The organism is Hymenobacter glacialis (genome assembly GCF_001816165.1).
GTDB lineage: Bacteria > Bacteroidota > Bacteroidia > Cytophagales > Hymenobacteraceae > Hymenobacter > Hymenobacter glacialis.
In genome coordinates, this window is the sequence record NZ_MDZC01000051.1 from 38,756 (window position 1) to 56,836 (window position 18,081).

At 60.2% G+C, this 18,081-nt stretch carries 10 protein-coding genes, 3 tRNA genes and 1 pseudogene; 8 read left to right on the forward strand and 6 right to left on the reverse strand.

Annotated features, from left to right (window positions below; all coding sequences use genetic code 11):
- Positions 1-73 precede the first annotated feature (73 nt).
- From topA to BEN48_RS06935, 6 genes are all read left to right on the forward strand, one after another.
- A complete protein-coding gene (gene topA / locus BEN48_RS06910) occupies positions 74-2,569 on the forward strand; it encodes a type I DNA topoisomerase (RefSeq protein ID WP_070733872.1) in 2,496 nt (831 codons plus the stop codon).
- A 90-nt stretch (positions 2,570-2,659) separates the two neighbouring features.
- The gene (locus BEN48_RS06915) at positions 2,660-2,866 is read left to right on the forward strand and encodes a hypothetical protein (RefSeq protein ID WP_070733873.1); all 207 of its coding nucleotides are present in this window, start codon (positions 2,660-2,662) and stop codon (positions 2,864-2,866) included.
- Positions 2,867-3,511 carry a DUF4846 domain-containing protein gene (locus BEN48_RS06920; RefSeq protein ID WP_070733874.1) on the forward strand — a complete coding sequence of 215 codons (645 nt, stop codon included), beginning with the start codon at positions 2,867-2,869 and terminating at the stop codon, positions 3,509-3,511.
- Positions 3,512-3,558: 47 nt separating this feature from the next.
- The gene (locus BEN48_RS06925) at positions 3,559-4,248 is read left to right on the forward strand and encodes an SIR2 family NAD-dependent protein deacylase (protein ID WP_070733875.1); all 690 of its coding nucleotides are present in this window, start codon (positions 3,559-3,561) and stop codon (positions 4,246-4,248) included.
- A 96-nt stretch (positions 4,249-4,344) separates the two neighbouring features.
- Complete coding sequence (locus BEN48_RS06930; RefSeq protein ID WP_125932514.1) at positions 4,345-8,088, forward strand: ShlB/FhaC/HecB family protein; 3,744 nt, start codon at positions 4,345-4,347, stop codon at positions 8,086-8,088.
- A 92-nt stretch (positions 8,089-8,180) separates the two neighbouring features.
- Entirely contained in the window at positions 8,181-9,176 is a 996-nt protein-coding gene (locus BEN48_RS06935) for a Ppx/GppA phosphatase family protein (RefSeq protein ID WP_070733877.1), read from the forward strand.
- A gap of 110 nt (positions 9,177-9,286) precedes the next feature.
- Here BEN48_RS06935 and ppk1 read toward each other — a convergent pair whose 3' ends face one another.
- The 6 genes from ppk1 to BEN48_RS06965 all read right to left on the reverse strand — a co-directional run bounded on the left by ppk1 (position 9,287) and on the right by BEN48_RS06965 (position 16,258).
- Positions 9,287-11,635 carry a polyphosphate kinase 1 gene (gene ppk1, locus BEN48_RS06940; RefSeq protein ID WP_083320836.1) on the reverse strand — a complete coding sequence of 783 codons (2,349 nt, stop codon included), beginning with the start codon at positions 11,633-11,635 and terminating at the stop codon, positions 9,287-9,289.
- A gap of 232 nt (positions 11,636-11,867) precedes the next feature.
- Positions 11,868-13,862 carry a DNA topoisomerase (ATP-hydrolyzing) subunit B gene (gene gyrB / locus BEN48_RS06945; RefSeq protein ID WP_070733878.1) on the reverse strand — a complete coding sequence of 665 codons (1,995 nt, stop codon included), beginning with the start codon at positions 13,860-13,862 and terminating at the stop codon, positions 11,868-11,870.
- Positions 13,863-14,099: 237 nt separating this feature from the next.
- A complete protein-coding gene (locus BEN48_RS06950; protein WP_070733879.1) occupies positions 14,100-15,560 on the reverse strand; it encodes a T9SS type A sorting domain-containing protein in 1,461 nt (486 codons plus the stop codon).
- A gap of 363 nt (positions 15,561-15,923) precedes the next feature.
- A tRNA-Arg gene (locus BEN48_RS06955) sits at positions 15,924-15,997 on the reverse strand.
- Positions 15,998-16,017: 20 nt separating this feature from the next.
- Positions 16,018-16,091, reverse strand: a tRNA-Pro gene (locus BEN48_RS06960).
- 80 nt (positions 16,092-16,171) lie between these two features.
- A tRNA-Ser gene (locus BEN48_RS06965) sits at positions 16,172-16,258 on the reverse strand.
- Between the two features lie 184 nt (positions 16,259-16,442).
- On the opposite strand from BEN48_RS06965, the gene BEN48_RS06970 reads away from it, so the two are divergent.
- Positions 16,443-17,396: a VWA domain-containing protein gene (locus BEN48_RS06970; RefSeq protein WP_083320837.1), complete on the forward strand. Its 954-nt coding sequence runs from the start codon at positions 16,443-16,445 to the stop codon at positions 17,394-17,396.
- Positions 17,393-18,081 (forward strand): annotated as a pseudogene (locus BEN48_RS06975) (hypothetical protein); the annotation flags it as partial. The gene BEN48_RS06970 and the pseudogene BEN48_RS06975, both read left to right, overlap by 4 nt.

The following is an 18,081-nucleotide window of genomic DNA, read 5'->3' on the forward strand; positions in this document are numbered from 1 at the left end:
TTAACATTTCCGCACGGCTGGCCGTTTCACTTTCTACTGCCGTCTTTCGTTTGCCGTACCCTTACCCGCTCACATGGTCAAGAATTTAGTTATCGTCGAGTCGCCGGCCAAGGCCAAAACCATTGAAGGCTACCTCGGCCAGGATTTTGTGGTGCGCTCCAGCTATGGGCACGTTCGCGACTTGCCGAAGGACAACAACGCCATTGACATTGCCAATGGATTCAAGCCCACATACGTGGTATCGGCCGACAAACGCGAGCTAATTGCGCAGTTGAAAAAACTTTCGAAGGAGGCCGAAATGGTCTGGTTGGCGAGTGACGATGACCGCGAAGGTGAGGCCATCAGCTGGCACCTGGCCGAAACGCTCAACCTGCCCGATGCCAAGACCAAGCGCATCGTATTTCGCGAAATCACCAAGAGTGCCATTCTCAGCGCCATTGCCAATCCCCGGGTAGTAGACCAGAACCTGGTGAATGCCCAGCAGGCCCGCCGGGTGCTCGACCGCCTCGTGGGCTTTGAGCTAAGCCCGGTGCTGTGGAAAAAAGTAAAGCCAGGCCTGTCGGCTGGCCGGGTGCAGTCGGTGGCGGTGCGCCTGGTGGTGGAGCGGGAGCGCGAAGTAGCCTCCCACCTCTCGGCCAGCGCCTACCGCATTGTGGCGCGCTTTGATGCCGGCCGCGGCGCCGTGCTGGAAGCCGAGCTGCCCACCCGCTACAAGGTGCGGGACGAAGCAGAGGCTTTTTTGCAGCGCTGCATCGGGGCCACGTATCAGATTGAAAGCCTCGACAAAAAGCCTGGCAAACGCAGCCCTGCCGCACCGTTTACCACGTCTACGTTGCAGCAGGAAGCTTCTCGCAAGCTGGGCTTCTCGGTAGCGCAGACCATGAGCGTGGCCCAGAAGCTGTACGAAGCTGGTAAAATCAGCTACATGCGGACGGACTCGGTGAATCTGTCGGGTGAGGCTATGACGGGTGCCCAAAATGCCATTACGGCCGCCTACGGCGCCGAGTACCACCACACACGCACCTTCAAAACCAAGTCGGCATCGGCGCAGGAGGCCCACGAAGCCATTCGCCCCACCGATTTTGCGCTGGTAAAAGCGGGCTCCGATGCGTCGGAGCAGCGCTTGTACGACCTGATTCGCAAGCGGGCCATGGCCTCGCAAATGGCGGAAGCAGTGATTGAGCGCACCACGGCTGTGATTGGCATCAGCTCCCAGCCCGGTGTCACGTTCACCGCCACTGGCGAGGTTATCACCTTTGAAGGCTTCCTGAAAGTGTACGCCGAGAGCAGAGATGACGAGGACGAAGACGAGCCCAAGGACGGCGAGTCGAGCTTCTCGCGCGGCCTGCCGCCGCTGAGCGTGGGCCAGGCCCTGCCCCTGCTGCGCCTGAGCGCCACGGAGCGGTTTTCATCGCCGCCGGCCCGCTACACCGAGGCTTCGCTGGTGAAGAAACTGGAGGAGATGGGCATCGGTCGGCCTTCCACTTATGCTCCTACCATCAGCACGGTGCAGAAGCGGGGCTACGTGGAAAAAGACACTCGCGAAGGCAAGGAACGCAAGTTTCACGTGCTGACGCTGGACAACTCCGCGGTGAACACCGAGGTAAAAACCGAGAACTACGGCGCCGAAAAAGCCAAGCTGTTTCCGACGGATACGGCCATGGTGGTAAACGACTTTCTGGTGGAGCACTTTCCCGTGATTGTGGACTACCACTTCACGGCCAAGGTGGAAGATGAGTTCGACCAGATTGCTAACGGCCTGGAGGACTGGACGCAGATGCTGACCGATTTCTATGGCAAGTTCCACGCGACCATCGAGGCCGGGCAGGACATTGAGCGCAGCACGCTGGGCAGCACCCGCGAGATTGGCCTGCACCCCGAGACGGGGGAGAAAATAACTGCCCGCCTGGGCCGCTACGGCCCCTACGTGGCCCTGGGCGACACCGAAGGCGAAACCAAGCCCGCCTACGCCAACCTGCGCAAAGGCCAGTTCATCGAAAGCATTACCCTAGAAGAGGCCTTGGACTTGTTTAAGCTGCCGCGCGCAGTGGGCGAGTTTGAGGGCAAGGACATGACGGCCAATCTCGGCCGCTTCGGGCCTTATGTGCGGCACGACAGCAAGTTTTTCTCCCTCACCAAGGAGCAGGACCCGCACACCATCACTTCTGAGGAAGCGGTGGCGCTGATTGAGCTCAAGCGCAAAACCGATGCCGAGCGCCTCATCAAATCATTCCCCGAAAACCCCGACATTCAGGTACTGAACGGCCGCTTCGGCCCCTACATTGTGGCGGGCAAGAAAAACGTAAAAATCCCCAAAGGTGAGGAGCCCACCGAGCTGACTTTGGAACGCTGTCAGGAGTTGGCCGATGCCACCCCCGACAAACCCGCCAAAGGCGGCCGCTTCGGCAAGAAAGTCGCGCCCGCTGCCAAGGAGGATAAAACCGATACTCCCGCCAAGAAGAAGCCCGCCGCTAAAAAGCCGGCTGCTAAGAAACCGGCCGCTAAGAAACCCGCTGCCAAAACTGCTACCAAGCCAGCGGCCAAAAAAACACCTGCCAAAGCGAAATAAACCCCGCGAGGCGCCGTTAATCGACTCAGAGATTGTCTTACAAAAGCCCGCGATAATGCGGGCTTTTGTTTTGCCCCACCACCACTTCTGATGCGTACTTCCTTCCTGCTGGCTGTGCTTTTCGTGGGCACGACCGCCACCTTTCAGCCGGCGCCGGGCTTGCCCGCCGGCATTACTTATCCGTGGCTCAGGCTTAAACCAAGTGCTTCGGCCACCGTAGCGGCTCGGTTTCCGGTGCCAGCGGGGTGCCAGCGCGTGAAGGTGGCGGCGGGCTCGTGGGGCGAATGGCTGCGGTAGTTGCCGCTGCGGCCCGCCGGCACGCCCGCCCTCACCTACACCGGCCAAAAGAAGAGCCGGCAGGACGTGGTGGCCGCCGTGGTCAACATCGACGTGGGCACCCAGGACCTGCAGCAGTGCGCCGACGCGGTTATCCGGCTGCGGGCCGAATATGTGTTCAGCCACGACCCCAACCAGATTCATTTTCGACTAACTACGGGCTACGACTTCTGGTTTTCCGACTACGTGGCAGGCCGCACGTTTCGGGTGGAGGGCGAAACCATACGGCCGGCTTCCCGCCCGGCCCAGCTGCTCACGCACGCGGCCCTGGCCAGCTACCTCGTTCCTACTTTTGGCTACGCCGGCACGCTGTCGCTCAGCCGGGATTTGCGGCCAGTGGCGCTGGCCAGCGTGCAGCCCGGCGATGTGCTCATTCACGGCGGCCGGCCGGGCCACGCGGTGCTGGTGGTGGACGTAGCCGCGCACCCCGTAACCGGTCAGCACTACCTGCTGCTGGCCCAGAGCTACATGCCAGCACAGAGCATTCATGTGCTTAAAAACATTGATGAGCCCAGACTGGGCGCCTGGTTTGCCCTGGACCCGCAGGCTGAAGTGGTGAGCACGCCGGAATGGGATTTTGGAAGCCAGGAGTTGGCCCGTTTTTGAGCAATTTCCCGCATTACCAGGCCACTGTACCACTACATTTATAAGCTATGAAACACCTTGTCGTTTTAACTGGTGCCGGCGTCTCGGCCGAGTCCGGCATCCGCACCTTCCGCGATAGCAACGGGCTTTGGGAAAACCACCGCGTGGAAGACGTGGCCTCTCCCGAAGGCTTTGCCCGTAACCCCGCGCTGGTCCTGGACTTTTACAACCAGCGCCGCCGCCAGGCCCGCGAGGTAGCCCCCAATGCGGCCCATCTGGCCCTGGCGGGGTTTGAGGAAGCGCCCGGCTGGCGCGTCACCATCATCACCCAAAACGTGGACGACCTGCACGAACGGGCCGGTTCCAGCGAGGTAATACACCTGCACGGCATGCTCAACCGGATGCGCTCGGTGAACAGCGAGACCGAAGTGTACGACTGCCCGGGCGACATTGAGATAGGCAGCCTTGCGCCCGATGGCGGGCAGCTGCGCCCCCACATCGTGTGGTTCGGGGAAATGGTGCCGCTCATTGAAGATGCGGCCGAGGTAGCCGCCACGGCCGATGTGCTGTTGGTAGTGGGCACTTCGCTGCAGGTGTACCCTGCCGCCGGCCTGCTACACTACGCCCCATCGGACTGCCGGGTCTACGTCATCGACCCGCATCAGCCCGCCGCTGGACGGCAAGGCGTGCGCTACGTAGTCGAACCCGCCAGTACGGGCGTGCCCAAGGTGCTTCAGGAGCTGGCAGCGGCTGAATAGATAAGCCGGAACTTGTGGGTGGAGCGATGAGCAGATGAGCGGGTTTGCCGTTACTTTTTGCGGTATTGGTCGTAAGAGGGAGTATAACCTGTCTTTATGCATCGTACCATTACCCTCTTGCTGGCATCGGCCCTGATGCTGGCGAGCGGCGCCCACGCGCAAACACCCTCCCCGGCCCACACCGTTTTCCTCCTCGGAAACACCGCGCGGGGCCCCGTTCCTACCGAACGGCTGCGGCTGTTGCGGCAAACACTGGAGCAGCAAACCGGGCCGTTTACGGTAGTGCATCTGGGTGATATTGTGGGCAATGAAGGTTTGTCTGCCAAGACCGACACGGCCCTGGCGGCCATTGAGCGCAGTCGGGCCGATGCTTTCATAGCGTTGGTGAAAGGCCTGCCCCGGGGAAAGATTTATTTTCTACCCGGCGATAAAGATTGGGCCAACTCCGGGCCGGCCGGCTTGAAGGCCGTGCGCCGCCTTGAGAAGTACATCGAAAAGCAGTTGTCCGGCCAAAACGCTTTTATGCCCACCAACGGCTGCCCCGGGCCGGAGGTGGTAGACGTGGCCCCACTGGTGCGCCTGGTGGCCATCAACACGCCGTGGTTCACGCACCCGTTTGACCGCCCCGAAGCGCCCGATACCGACTGCAAAACCCTCACCAAAGAGGAGTTCCGCGAGCAGCTGCAGGACATCATCGACGATACCAAGGGCAAAAACGTATTACTGGTGGGCCACCACCCCGTGGTGAGCAACGGCGTGTACGGCGGCAGCCAGCCCCTGTCGCGCCACCTGAGTCCGCCGGTGCTGGGCTCCATCTATGCCGCCTACCGCCAAAACGTGGGCTCCCCCCGCGACCTGGCCAACCCGCGCTACCAGGAGCTGCGCCGGGAGATGCTCAACACTCTACAGAGCAACCCCGGCGTGGTGTACGCCGCGGCCCACGACTTCAGCCTGCAGCTCACACCATTTCAGGGGAACTACCACTTGGTGAGCGGCAGCTTTGCCGAAAGCCAGCACGTGGGGCCTAAGGGCAGCGCCCTATACAGCCAGAAGGAAGAAGGGTATTCTACCATTGAATACTTCGCCGATGGCAAGGTCACCACGCATTTCTACACTTTCGGCGGCGAGGGGCAACCGGCCCGGGAAGCCTACGCTGCCGCGCTGTTTCGCTCGGCCTGCGCCGGGCCCGCTTCGGGCAAACCAGGCACTGCTGGCAACGAACCGCTCAATCCTTTCCTAACTGACTGCCCCGGCAGCGCCCAGGCCGCGGGCGAAGCCCGGCCCGATGCCCCATTTCAGGCAGTGACCACGGTGGTGCCGGGCCCTGAATACAAGGGTACGGCCAGTAAACGGTTTTTCCTTGGTGATATCTACCGCTCTTCCTGGCTACAGCCGGTGGCGGTGCCCACCTTGAACCTCGCCACTGAGAAAGGCGGCCTGCGCCCCTACGGCAAGGGCGGTGGGCGCCAAACGACTTCGCTCAAACTCATTGCCGCCGATAGCTCCGCTTATGTGTTCCGCTCGGTGGACAAGGACGTGACCAAAATTCTGCCGCCCGAGCTGCGCAGCTCTTTCGCGGCCGACGTGCTGCGGGACATCACGGCCACGGCGCACCCGTACTCGGCGTTGGTCACGGGCTCCCTGCTCGACCAGACAGATATATTGCATGCCCGGCCGCGGCTGTTCCGCCTACCCGACAACCAGCACCTGGGCCCCTACCGCGAACAATACGCGGGCCTGCTCGGCACCCTTGAAGACAGTCCGAAAGACCCCAAGCCCAACCTGGCCGGCTTTGGCGGGGCCGATGAAATCAGCCGCAGCTTCAGCTTTTTCCGGAAGCTGTACAAGGACAACGACAACCGCATTGATGCCCCGGCTCTGGCCCGCGCCCGCGCCTTCGACATGCTGGTGGCCGACTTTGGCAAGCACGAGGACAACTGGAAATGGGCGGGCTTCAAGCAGGCCAACGGCACCACCCTCTACCGTCCCATACCACGCGACCGCGACCAGAGCTTTACCCTCTGGAACGGTCTGCTCACGTACGTGGCCAACCGTGAATGGGCCGTGCCCAGCATCGAGGATTTCGGCGAGGACTTTAACGACTTGAAAAGCTTGAACTGGCCTGCTCGCCACCTCGACCGCTTCCTGCTGCAGGGCCTCAGCCGCGAGCAGTGGCAGGAAGCGGGCAAGTATCTGCAGTCGCGCCTGACCCCCGTAGCCATCGATGAGGCAGTTGGTAAGCTACCCATTGAAATTCAGTCCATATCCGGCACTGACCTCAATCGGAAGTTAAAGTCCCGAATTCAAACGCTGCCTAAAGCGCTGGATGACTACTACCTGCTGCTGGCCAAGCGCGTGGACGTGGTGGGCAGCAACAAAGGCGAGGTGTTTTTGGTGAACCGGCTGCCTGATGGTCAGGTCCGTGTGCAGATGTTTGACCGGGCAAAAGAGGGGGAATCGCCCAACGGTCCGGCCCTGTTTGACCGCACTTTTAAACCTCGTGAAACCGATGAAGTGTGCCTCTACGGCCTTGATGGCCGGGACATTTTTACGGTGACGGGAGACGGCGGCAGCCACAGCATTCTGGTGCGCGTGATAGGCGGCGATGGCAAAGACCGCATCCTCGACAGCTCAACGGCCAGCGGCCTGCGCACCCTCACCAAAGTGTACGACGTGCCGGATACCGACCTGCAGCTGGGCTCCGAATCCGACAACCGCACCAGCCCCCGGGCCAGCGTCAACGAATACGACCGGGAGCAGTTTGAGTACAACTCCTACCGGCCCAGCATCGGCCTCGGCTACAACGGCAACGACGGGTTTCGGGCCAGCGCGGGCGTCACGTTTCTGCGCCAGGGCTTCCGCAAGCCGGGCTTTAAAAACACGTACTCGTTTCTGGCCGAGGGCAGCACCGGGGGCCAGCGCCAGCTCACAGCCAGTACGCGCCACCGCTACGCCATCGGCAAGGCAGATGCTGGTGGGGAAGTGAGCTACGGCAATTATTTCCCCTACTACAACTTCTTCGGCTTGGGCAACAATACCACCTTCAGCCAGGACCAGTTCGATGACCGGTTTTACCGTGCGCGCTACCGCGGCGTCACCCTCAATGCGTTTCTGGAGCGGGTGTTTCTGCAGCGCAGCGTGGTGCGGGTGGGCCCCACCTACGAATACCTCGTCACCGATTTTGCGCCCACCAGCTACCTCGGCCTGCTCAACACCACCCCCGGCGGCACCGACATTCGCCCCAACTCCAGCACCCAGCGCCTACTGGGCCTATCCGCCGTATTCGACCTCGACCTGCGCGACCGCCAGGCCTTTGCTCGGCGGGGCGTGCGCCTGCGGGCTCAGCACGATACCTACCGCCAGTTGTCGGGTTCAGAAAGCACGTTCGGGCTCACGCAGGGCTTTGCCGAATACTACGGCACGGCCCGGCTGGGCATTCCCATTACGTTGGTAGTGAAAGGCGGCGGTGCTAAAAACTACGGCCGCGACGCCGACATCCCGTTCTACAAATTCACGTCGCTGGGCTTGCGCGAGGGGCTGCGCGGCTACTACCGCAACCGCTTCTCCGGCGATGCCAGCTTGTATTACAACACGGAGTTGCGGCTGGCGCTGGGGCAAGTCAAAAACGGTTTTCTGCCATTCTACTACGGTGTGTTTGGCTTTTACGACCAGGGGCGCGTGTATTACCAAGGCAGTTCACCCGGTGGCTGGCACACCGGATACGGCGGCGGCTTCTACATCGCGCCAGTGGCCGAAACGCTAGCCTTCACCATTTCCTATCAGATGTCCGAAGAGAACAACCTGATTCAGTTTGGCTTGGGCTTTCGCATCGACAAATAGTCAGGCAGCAGCGCCGCATTCCGCTCACCCACTCACAGCAACCGGAAGCCTTTTAGACTCTCTCCTGGCTATTCTACTGTAATTTCGTGCCCATGAATTATCCCCTTCGCAAAATTGCCGCCATTGATATTGGGTCCAATGCCGTTCGGTGCCAGATATCAGCGGTGCTTTATTACGAGGGGCGCTACCGATTGAAACGCGTGGAATACGTGCGTTATCCCATGCGCTTGGGCGAAGACGTGTTTGCCTCCGGTCAGATTTTGCCGGCCAAGGAAGAGAAGTTTATCAAGTTCCTGCATTCGCTGAAACTGCTCATGGAGGTGCACGAGGTGTGCCACTACCTAATATGCGCCACCTCGGCCATGCGCTCGGCCAGCAACGGCGCGGCCATCGCGGCCCGCGTGCAGCAGGAGCTGGGCATGGAAATCAAGGTCATTGACGGCCAGGATGAGGCCTTCTACATCAACCGCGTCATCGAGCACCTGCTGGAAGACAACAAGCACTACCTGCACATCGACGTGGGCGGCGGCAGCACCGAGTTCAACATCTACCACGACCGCCGCAAGGTGGCCGCGCAGTCCTTCGAAATCGGCTCTATCCGCCGCATGCAGCAGGAAGAAAGCGGCGACGCCAACACCGAAGCCCAGGCCGAGCTCTGGGCCCGCATGGAAGCCTGGGTGCGCGAGCACGCCCGCAAGCACCACGTCACGCGCGCCATTGGCACGGGCGGCAACATCAACAAAATCTACAGCCTCTCGCCTGCCGCGCCCAACAAGCCCATCACCAAGCGCAGCATCGACAGCATCCTCACGCGCCTCTCGGGTTTTACCATGGAGGAGCGCGTGAACGTGGCCATGCTCAACCCCGACCGGGCCGACGTCATCGTACCCGCCGGCCACATCTACCTCTCGGCCATGGAATGGGCTGGCATCAGCAGCATGATTGTGCCCGACATTGGCCTGAAAGACGGTATGCTGCAGTCCCTCTTCGAAGACTTTTTCGACGACCTGAACTCTACCCCGGAAACGGGGCACCCGGCACACCTGCCTGTGCCCGACGTCCAAAACCAGCCCGCCGAGATGGATTAACACCCACACCAGACCATAAAAGAAGAGCCCGCTGCAGTAGCAGCGGGCTCTTCTTTTATAAATGGAAAATCAGCTTGAGATGAAATATGCCCCAGGGCTTCGAAAATGGGTTAAGCCCGTTCGACATCAGCACTCACGTTTTCCTCGTCGATGTGGCCCACTGGTGTGGCATCGTCTTCGCAAGTCTCCTCGGGTTCGCCCTCCCCGAAGGCATCATCGGCGCTAGCCTCGGCTGCCTCGCTGGCAGCCAGCACCGCGGCTTCTTCAGCCGCCACCAGGGCCGTGGCTACATCAAGACGGCGCTGGGCCTGCACGTCCAGCAGTGCCAGCAGGCCGTCGGGCGTTGCGGTGGCAAGCTGCGCTTCGTCGCGCTTGAAGAAGTCCCGGTGCACGTTTACCACCGGTTCGCCAGGCGCGGGATGCTGCCGGATGTAGGCGCCGTCTTCGCGCATCACGTAGCTATTCTGGTTGTCCATCATATTCATCATCAGAATATTGATAGCCTCCCGCTTAAGCTGTGGATTAACAATCAGAAACAGGGCTTCGATGCGCCGGTCGAAGGACCTCACCATGATGTCGGCCGAGCCGGCGTACACCCGGGCCTCGCCGCCGTGGTGGAAATAAAACAGGCGCGTGTGCTCCAGATGCTCGCCCACAATGCTGCGCACTTCGATGTTTTCGCTCAGACCCGGGCGGCCCGGGCGCAGGCAGCAGATGCCGCGCACGATGAACCGGATGGGCACGCCCGACTTCGCCGCCTTGTAAAACTCGTCGATAATCTCCTTGTCTTCGAGCGAATTCATCTTCATCACAATGCCGCTCGGCTGCCCTTTCTTGGCGTGCTTCACTTCCTCCCGAATGAGGTGAATGAGTTGCTGGCGCATGTCTTTGGGCGCCGTGATGAGGTACTCGTAATCGTCGGGCTGCGAGTGGCCGGTGATAACATTAAAGAATTCCGACACGTCGTGCCCGTACACGTCGTTGGTCGTGAGCAGGCTCACGTCGGTGTAGAGGCGCGAGGTCTGCTCGTTGTAGTTGCCCGAGCCGATGTGCACGTAGCGCGTCACCTTCTCCCCTTCCTTGCGGATAATCATGAGCAGCTTGGTGTGCGTCTTGTACTTGCTCACGCCGTAAATCACAAAGCAGCCGGCCTTCTCCAGCCGGGCCCCTTCGCGAATGTTCTTCTCCTCATCAAACCGTGCCTTCACCTCAAACAGCACCGAGACGTGCTTGCCGTTTTCGGCCGCTTTCAGCAGCGCGGCGCTCACGCGGGAGTCGTCGGCCAGCCGGTAAATGGTTTGTTTGATGCCCAGCACGTGCGGGTCTACGGCGGCCTGCTCCAGCAGGCGCACCATGGGCTCGATGCTGTTGTAGGGGTGATGCAGCAGCACGTCGTGGTGCTTGAGGTACTCAAACAGGTTCTCGTCGGCCCCTTCGGGCAGGCTAAGCGGGGCCACCGTGGCGGGCAGTTTGGCCGACCGACTCCGGAAATTGGGGTGGCGCACAATCTGCCACAGGCCTTTCAGGTCAATGAGCGAGTTGATGACGAATACGTTGCCGTTGTCGATGTTCCACCGCTCGCGAAGCACGTTCATGAGCACCGGCGAGGCGTTGGGCTCTACCTCCACGCGCACCACGCGGCCGCGCTTGCGGGTTTTCAGGCCCACTTGAATTTCCTTGATAAAGTCGTTGTCGATGTCGTCCGACTCTTCCAGCGTAAAGTCGCCGTTGCGCGTGATGCGGAAAAGGTTGGCCGCCACAATCTCCACGTTGCGAAACAGCCGCGGTAGAAACTCGCGCACCACTTCTTCGATGGGCACGAAAATGACCTTGTCTTTGCGCGTGAGTTCAAAAAACCGGGTCAGGTTCTGGGGAATCTGCACGAAGGTGAGCCGCTCCTGCCCCTTGTCGGAATCGGCATCCAGGCCCAGGCTGTTGCCAATGCGCGTCACCACGCCGAAGATGAGCATCTGGTTCATCATCAGGGGGAAGCCGTGGTAGGCGTCGTACACCATCGGCGTGAGCAACGGAAACACCGTGTTTTTGAAGTAGCCGTCGGCCTTTTTTACTTCCAACTCCGTCAGGTCCGACATCTTCAGGATGTTGAAGCCGTTCTTTTCAAAGTTGGGCTTCAGCTCGTTGAGGTAGGTCAGGCTTTGGTCGTTCACGAAACGGTGCGCGAAGTCCAGCAGCTTGCGCCGAAACGGCAGTTCCCGCAGGCCCGAGTAGTCAATCCGCTCCTTGCCGTAGTCCAGGTAATTATACAGCGACCCAACCCGAATCATGAAAAATTCGTCGAGGTTAGAACTGGTGATAGCCAGGAATTTAAGCTTATCAAAAATACCCCGGCTGGTGTCCTGCACTTGGTCAAGAACGCGGTAGTTGAAGCGCAGCCAGCTAAGGTCACGGCTGATATACTTGCTTTTGCGAATAAGGTCGGCAGATTTGAAGAGCTTCATAGTGGTATAGAAAGACAAAGCAAAATACGGGGAAACGGCCCTTGTCAGGCTATTTCAGGTAGAAATAACGGCTGCGCTTGTTATTTCCTTCAATAACCGCGGGTTAATCAGGTCTTGTTCAACGCCACCTTACAACTGAACACGCCAAGGCACGTTCAATCGTTGGGTTGATACAATACGAGTAAAAAAGAAAAGGCCCGCTTTGCAGCGGGCCTTTGCAGTAGCGGGATGCTTACACGTCCAGCTTGGCGTACTTGGCGTTGCGTTCGATAAAGTCGCGCCGCGGGGCTACTTCATCGCCCATCAGCATCGAGAACAGGTGGTCGGCGTCGGCGGCCGACTCTACCGTTACCTGCTTCAGGGTGCGGGTCATGGGCTGCATGGTAGTAGTCCAGAGCTGCTCGGCGTTCATCTCGCCCAGTCCTTTGTAGCGCTGCACGTTCACCGTTTCAGGCTTGCCGCGGCCGAGGTCAGTTTGGGCCTGTACCCGCTCCTCTTCGGTCCAGCAGTAGCGCTCCTCTTTGCCGCGCTTCACGAGGTAAAGCGGCGGCAGGGCAATGTAGATAAAGCCCCGGTCCACCAGCTCGCGCATGTAGCGGAAGAAGAAGGTCAGAATCAGGGTGCGGATGTGCGAGCCGTCGATGTCGGCGTCGGTCATGATGATGACCTTGTGGTAGCGCAGCTTGCTGAAGTTCAGCGGGCCCGATTCCGTGCCGTCGTCGTCGGTGGTAAAAGCCAAGGACTTCCGCTCATTGAAGCTCACGCCCAACGCCGTAATCATGTTCTTGATTTCCTCGTTCTCCAGAATGCGGTGCTCCTGTGCTTTCTCCACGTTCAGGATTTTACCGCGCAGCGGCAGAATGGCCTGAAATGCCCGGTTGCGGCCCTGCTTGGCGGTGCCACCAGCCGAGTCTCCTTCGACGAGGTAGAGCTCGCAGATTTCGGGGTCCGATTCCGAGCAGTCGGCCAGCTTGCCCGGCAAGCTGTTGCTGCTCAGCACGCCCTTGCGCTGCACCATGTCCTTGGCCTTGCGGGCGGCAATGCGGGCCTTGGCAGCCAGAATCACCTTCTCCATGATGCGGTTGGCCTGGTTGGGGTTCTCGTCCAGGTACTGGGTCAGAATCTCACCCACCACCGAGTTCACCGCGCCGCTCACTTCGGAGTTGCCCAGCTTGGTCTTGGTCTGGCCTTCGAACTGCGGCTCCATCACCTTCACCGAAATCACAGCCGTGAGGCCTTCGCGGAAGTCATCGCCGGTGATTTCAACCTTGGCTTTTTCGAACAGCTTGTTCTTATCGCCGTAAGTCTTGAGCACCCGCGTCACCGCCGAGCGGAAGCCCGCTACGTGCGTGCCACCCTCAATGGTGTTGATGTTGTTGACGTAGGAATAGACGTTTTCCTGGTACGAGGTGTTGTACTGCAAGGCCACTTCCACGGGTGTGCCGCCCTTCTCGCTTTCCACGTAAATGGGCTCCGAGAGCAACGAAGGGCGCTGCTCGCCGTCGAGGTACTGCACGAAGTCGCGCAGGCCGCCGGTCGAGAAAAACTCCTCGCCGCGAAACTCGCCGTTTTCCAGCTTCTCGCGGCGGTCGGTGAGGGTAATGCGGATGCCTTTGTTCAGGTACGACAAGTCGCGCAGGCGGCCGGCCACGGTGTCGTAGCGGTATTCGGTTTCGGTGAAGATGCTGGCATCGGGCAGGAACTGCACTTCGGTGCCGTGCTCGTCGGTGTCGCCCACCTGCTTCACGTCGTACTGCGGGAAGCCGATTTTGTACTCCTGCTCGTATTTGTGGCCGTTACGGCGCACCGTCACTTTCAGGTCGGTGCTCAGCGCGTTCACGCAGCTCACGCCCACCCCGTGCAGACCACCGGATACTTTATAGGAGCCTTTGTCGAACTTGCCCCCGGCGTGTAGCACCGTCAGCACCACCTCCAGGGCCGAGCGGCCTTCCTTGGCGTGAAAATCGACGGGAATGCCGCGGCCGTTGTCGCGCACGGTCACGGAGTTGTTCTCGTTGATGGTAACGTTAATCAGGTCGCAGTGCCCGGCGAGGGCTTCGTCAATCGAGTTGTCGACCACCTCCCACACCAAGTGGTGCAGGCCTTTCATGCCGGTGTCGCCGATGTACATGCTGGGCCGCTTGCGCACGGCTTCCAATCCTTCCAATACTTGAATGCTGTCGGCGGAATAGTCCGACTGCGCCATTTTCTCTTTCGTTTCGCTCATGTGGGCGGGATTAAATCAGGTCGTAAAACAGCCCTTCGGGTTGCTAGGTACTGAACAATCAAAAGTACTTATTTAATCCCATTTTTAGGAATTTTTGCGGTTTTAGTCCTCGAATTTTTTTATTTTATACTACCAGCCAAAGCTCCAAATCCCTCGCGTTGTGCCACAAATAATGTGCGCACAAAAAAGGCCTTTCCCAGCTGGGAAAGGCCTTTTTTCCATACTGCGCAACGCTGCCTATTGCATCACCAGCTTCTGGGTGGCAATGCCGGTGGCCGTACTGATTTGTATGGTGTAAATGCCTGGAGGCTCACTGCTCAAATCCAGGTTAAAGCCCTTCGATGCCACAGCCGCCGGGGTCAGCGCCTGTGCGCGCACCTGCCGCCCCAGCGCGTCTACTACGGTAAGGGTGGCGGCGCCATTGAGGAAAGCCCCCGTTTCTACCCGAAACACGCCCGTCTGGCTCGGATTAGGGTACGCACGCAGCACGCCCTGCAAGGCAGCATCGCGGGTAGCGGCTACCACACTGGACGCTTTAAAAACGCCCCCTGCCCCAGTGGCTTCGGTCACGAAGCCCGAGTAACCAATCAAAGAGTTTGTGCCGGAACCGCTGATGACATCGAGGGCGGTGAAGCCAAAGTCAGAGCTGATTTGGGTCCAGTTGACGCCATCGATGCTGAAAGAAGTGCCGAGGTCGCCGGCCTGCAGCGGTGCCGCTGCGGGAAAGCGCGTGCCCGCGCTGTAGTAGCGGCCATCTACGGCGTCAATGTCCTGATAGAAAAAACTACCCTTGTTTGAATTCACTTGCGTGATGGGGCTCCAGGTGGCACCACCATCCGCGGTGCGGATGAGGTTGACCGCCCCAATGGCCGTTTGGGCCGCGTTCACCTCTACGTTGTAGGCAATGCCGTTGAGGTCGTCTTTAAACGCCAGTCGGTTGATGTAACCAAGCAACGTTGTAGGGGCGCTGGCCGTCCAGGTCAGGCCCTTATCGGTTGACTTCAGGACCCTCACGGCTTTGCTGGAGGAATTTGCCCCGGTACCCGCCCAAATGGTATTGCCGCGGGCAAAGAAAGAGCGCGCCCACCCAAATTCGCCCGCCAAGGGGGCCGGAATATTGGCGGTGAGGCGCGCCCAAGTAACGCCGCCGTCGGTGGTGCGCAGTATTTCAAACGAGTTGTTGATGGGGTCGCCCAGGGCCACGCCCTCAGTGGCGTTGAACATGTGCACCCAGTTGCAGAACCCGCCCGCGGCAGGGGCAAATTGCGCCGCCGTGGTCACCTTGGTCCAGGTGGCGCCCCCGTTGGTGGTGCGCAACAGCTCGCCGCCCGCCTCGCCCGGTTCGGTTGGGTACATGGCGGCTACTGCCACCAAGCCGGCGGCATCGACGCTGGAAATGTTGCTGGCCTCAAAACCTGCCGAAGCCCCAGGGGCCGTGAGGTTGCCGAAGCTAAATTCGGTACCGGCCGCGTTTTTGGTTTTGACAAAGGAATTGGCAATCCCCGTCTGCGAGGCTTCTTCGGTAACCGCCCAGGCTACGTTGGGGGCTACTGTTTTTATGTCGCGCACCACGTAGCCGGGAGGCTTGGTAGAAAAATTGACGGTATTGACCTCCACCCACGGGCCAAGCCCCGTGACCTGTGCATAGGACGGCCCGGCAAACCCGAGCAGGCCCAAGAAGAGTAGCGTTTTTTTCATGGAACAATCAGAGGAACAGAGTGGGGAGATAAATGAAAGTCAAAAAGTCTGTGCGCAGAGTTCTATACCCGACTCAACCGCCACAGCAACTTAAAGATAGATACCCAGCCTAAACTTCTGCATGCAAGCGGCAGCAAATGCACGTAAGCACAACTTTATCCCCAGCACTTTATATACCCCATTCACCCTTGCGCACCTAAAATCGGTCCGGAGAAGCTGAATATTCTACTGCGGCACTGCTTCCTGCTGATGCCGCCCGGAATAGGGCGGGGATGAGCAGTCCATGCTGTTGAAATACCCATGAGTATTGCCATACCCATAAACACAAAAAAGCCTCTCACAATAATGTGAAAGGCTTTTTTGTGGCCCCGTTTGGATTCGAACCAAAGACCGACTACTTAGAAGGTAGTTGCTCTATCCAACTGAGCTACGGGGTCGAAACCGGGGCAATCAAATGTCGGGGTGGCAGGATTCGAACCTACGACCTCCTGGTCCCAAACCAGGCGCGATACCGGGCTACGCTACACCCCGAGAAAAAAATAATGCTGAGTCTTGGCGACGACCTATTGGGTGGAGCCCCAACGGGAAGCTTTCGCAACCCAACATTATAGTGGAGAGGGGGGATTCGAACCCCCGGTAACCTTTAGAGCTACGGCAGTTTAGCAAACTACTGGTTTCAGCCACTCACCCACCTCTCCAGGTTGGTTTCGCTTCCGTCCGAAGCGGGTACAAATGTACGGGCAGGAATCAGAAAACCACACTTTGAGCGAAAAATTTATTTTTAAGCACCAATAATTCTGAGCAACCGGCGCGGCGGTGGCTTCTTTGCACTTTGCTTTCTGCTTGTTCTGCAATTTGATAACCTGGGCTTATCCTACTTTTTTGGCTGCCGCCCTTGCGCTGGCTATTTTCCTGGTGCTGTTGCTGGTGCTCTGGCGCCGGGCCGGCCGGCTGGCCCGGGCGCTGGGCACCCGGCCCCGGCACCGCGGCTGGAAAGCGGCCCTGCGCCTCTTGATGGGGGCCTCGCTGCTGGCGGCGGCGCTGGGCCCGGCCATGGGCGTGAGCCAGCAGCCGGTGCGCACCGCGGGCAAAGACGTGTGGCTGCTGGTGGACGTGTCGCGCTCCATGGACGCCCCGGATGTGGCCCCTACCCGACTGCTGCGCGCGCAGGCCGAGTTGCAGGAGCTGGTGGCGCAGTTCCCGGCCGACCGGCTGGGGCTGGTGATATTTGGGGCTGAGGCGGTGGTGCAGTGCCCGCTCACCTACGACCAGGAAGCAGTGCAGGTGTTTATCAGCACGCTGCGCACCAACCTGCTGCCCCGCGGGCCCACCACCCTGCGGGCCCCGTTGGAGTTGGTATTGAGCCGCCTGGCTCCCGCTTCTACTGCCAGCACTGGCGCATTGCCACGTGCGACGGCGGTGATACTGGTGAGCGACGGGGAAGATTTTGGCGAGAACCTCGAACAGCCGCTTCGGGAAATAGCCCGCAGCGGGGCGCGGGTGTACACGGTGGGCGTGGGCACGAGCGGAGGCGCTACAATCCCGGCTGCGGCGGGCGGCTTTGTGAAAGACGCCAAGGGACAAGTGGTGCGAAGCCGCCTGCAGGAAGCGCCGCTGTTGCAGCTCGCCGCTCAAACCGGCGGGCTGTACGCGGAGCTAAACAACGAGCAGAACGGTTTTAGCACCGTACTCCGGTCGTTGAGCACCATGCAGGGCACCACGGAGCAGGTGCGCACGGTGGCCGTGGCCGACAACCGCTACCGCTACCCACTGGCGGCGGCCGTGCTGCTGCTGGTGCTCGACATTGTGCTCACCGTCACCATCATTCGCCCATGAAATACCTGGTGCTCCTGGTTCTAGCTTTTTGGACTCCCACGTGGCAGTTGCTGACCTGGGCCCGCGACCGGAACGTGGCCGTGGCAGAAGGCAACGCGGCCTATACCCGTGGAGAGGCGGCGCTGGCGGCCACGTCGTTTAAAACAGCCTTGGCAGTGCGGGCCATTCGTAAGCCCGACCCGCGTTTGGTGCTGAATCTGGCCCATGCCCAAACCCGGGCCGGGCAGGTGGCCGCGGCGCAGGCCAGCTATGCCCAGCTGCTGGTGGCAGGCCCAAAAGGCCTGGGCAGCGTGGCGCGGCAGCAACTGGCAGTGCAGGCCGCTCAAAAAGGCGAAATTGCCCAGTCTCTGGCTTTGCTGCGGCAGGCATTGCTGCTTGACCCTGGCAACAGCGGAGCCCGCTACAACTACGAGGTACTGAGTGAGTACCTGGCCAGGCGGCCCAATGCGCCCAAGATTGCGGAGCCGCAGCATGCCCCACCGGCCGGGGCACCAACGCCTTCGCCGGAAAAAGAAGAAAACGGCGCCGAGAAAAACCAGCCCGCTGAAAAAGAGGGCACCACCCGCAAGGGGGAGATAAACGAGCAAAACCCTGCTCCTACGGCACCCAACACGCCCCCCGAACGCCGGCCCGACCCTGCTGGCCCCGCCAGATGGCCCGCCGCCCGCGGCCCGGCGGGCCAGGG

Coding starts and splice junctions, on each gene's coding strand:
- topA (WP_070733872.1), top strand. CDS start 74: ATGGTCAAGAATTTAGTTATCGTCGAGTCGCCGGCCAAGGCCAAAACC.
- BEN48_RS06915 (WP_070733873.1), top strand. CDS start 2,660: ATGCGTACTTCCTTCCTGCTGGCTGTGCTTTTCGTGGGCACGACCGCC.
- BEN48_RS06925 (WP_070733875.1), top strand. CDS start 3,559: ATGAAACACCTTGTCGTTTTAACTGGTGCCGGCGTCTCGGCCGAGTCC.
- BEN48_RS06930 (WP_125932514.1), top strand. CDS start 4,345: ATGCATCGTACCATTACCCTCTTGCTGGCATCGGCCCTGATGCTGGCG.
- BEN48_RS06935 (WP_070733877.1), top strand. CDS start 8,181: ATGAATTATCCCCTTCGCAAAATTGCCGCCATTGATATTGGGTCCAAT.
- ppk1 (WP_083320836.1), bottom strand. CDS start 11,635: ATGAAGCTCTTCAAATCTGCCGACCTTATTCGCAAAAGCAAGTATATC.
- gyrB (WP_070733878.1), bottom strand. CDS start 13,862: ATGAGCGAAACGAAAGAGAAAATGGCGCAGTCGGACTATTCCGCCGAC.
- BEN48_RS06950 (WP_070733879.1), bottom strand. CDS start 15,560: ATGAAAAAAACGCTACTCTTCTTGGGCCTGCTCGGGTTTGCCGGGCCG.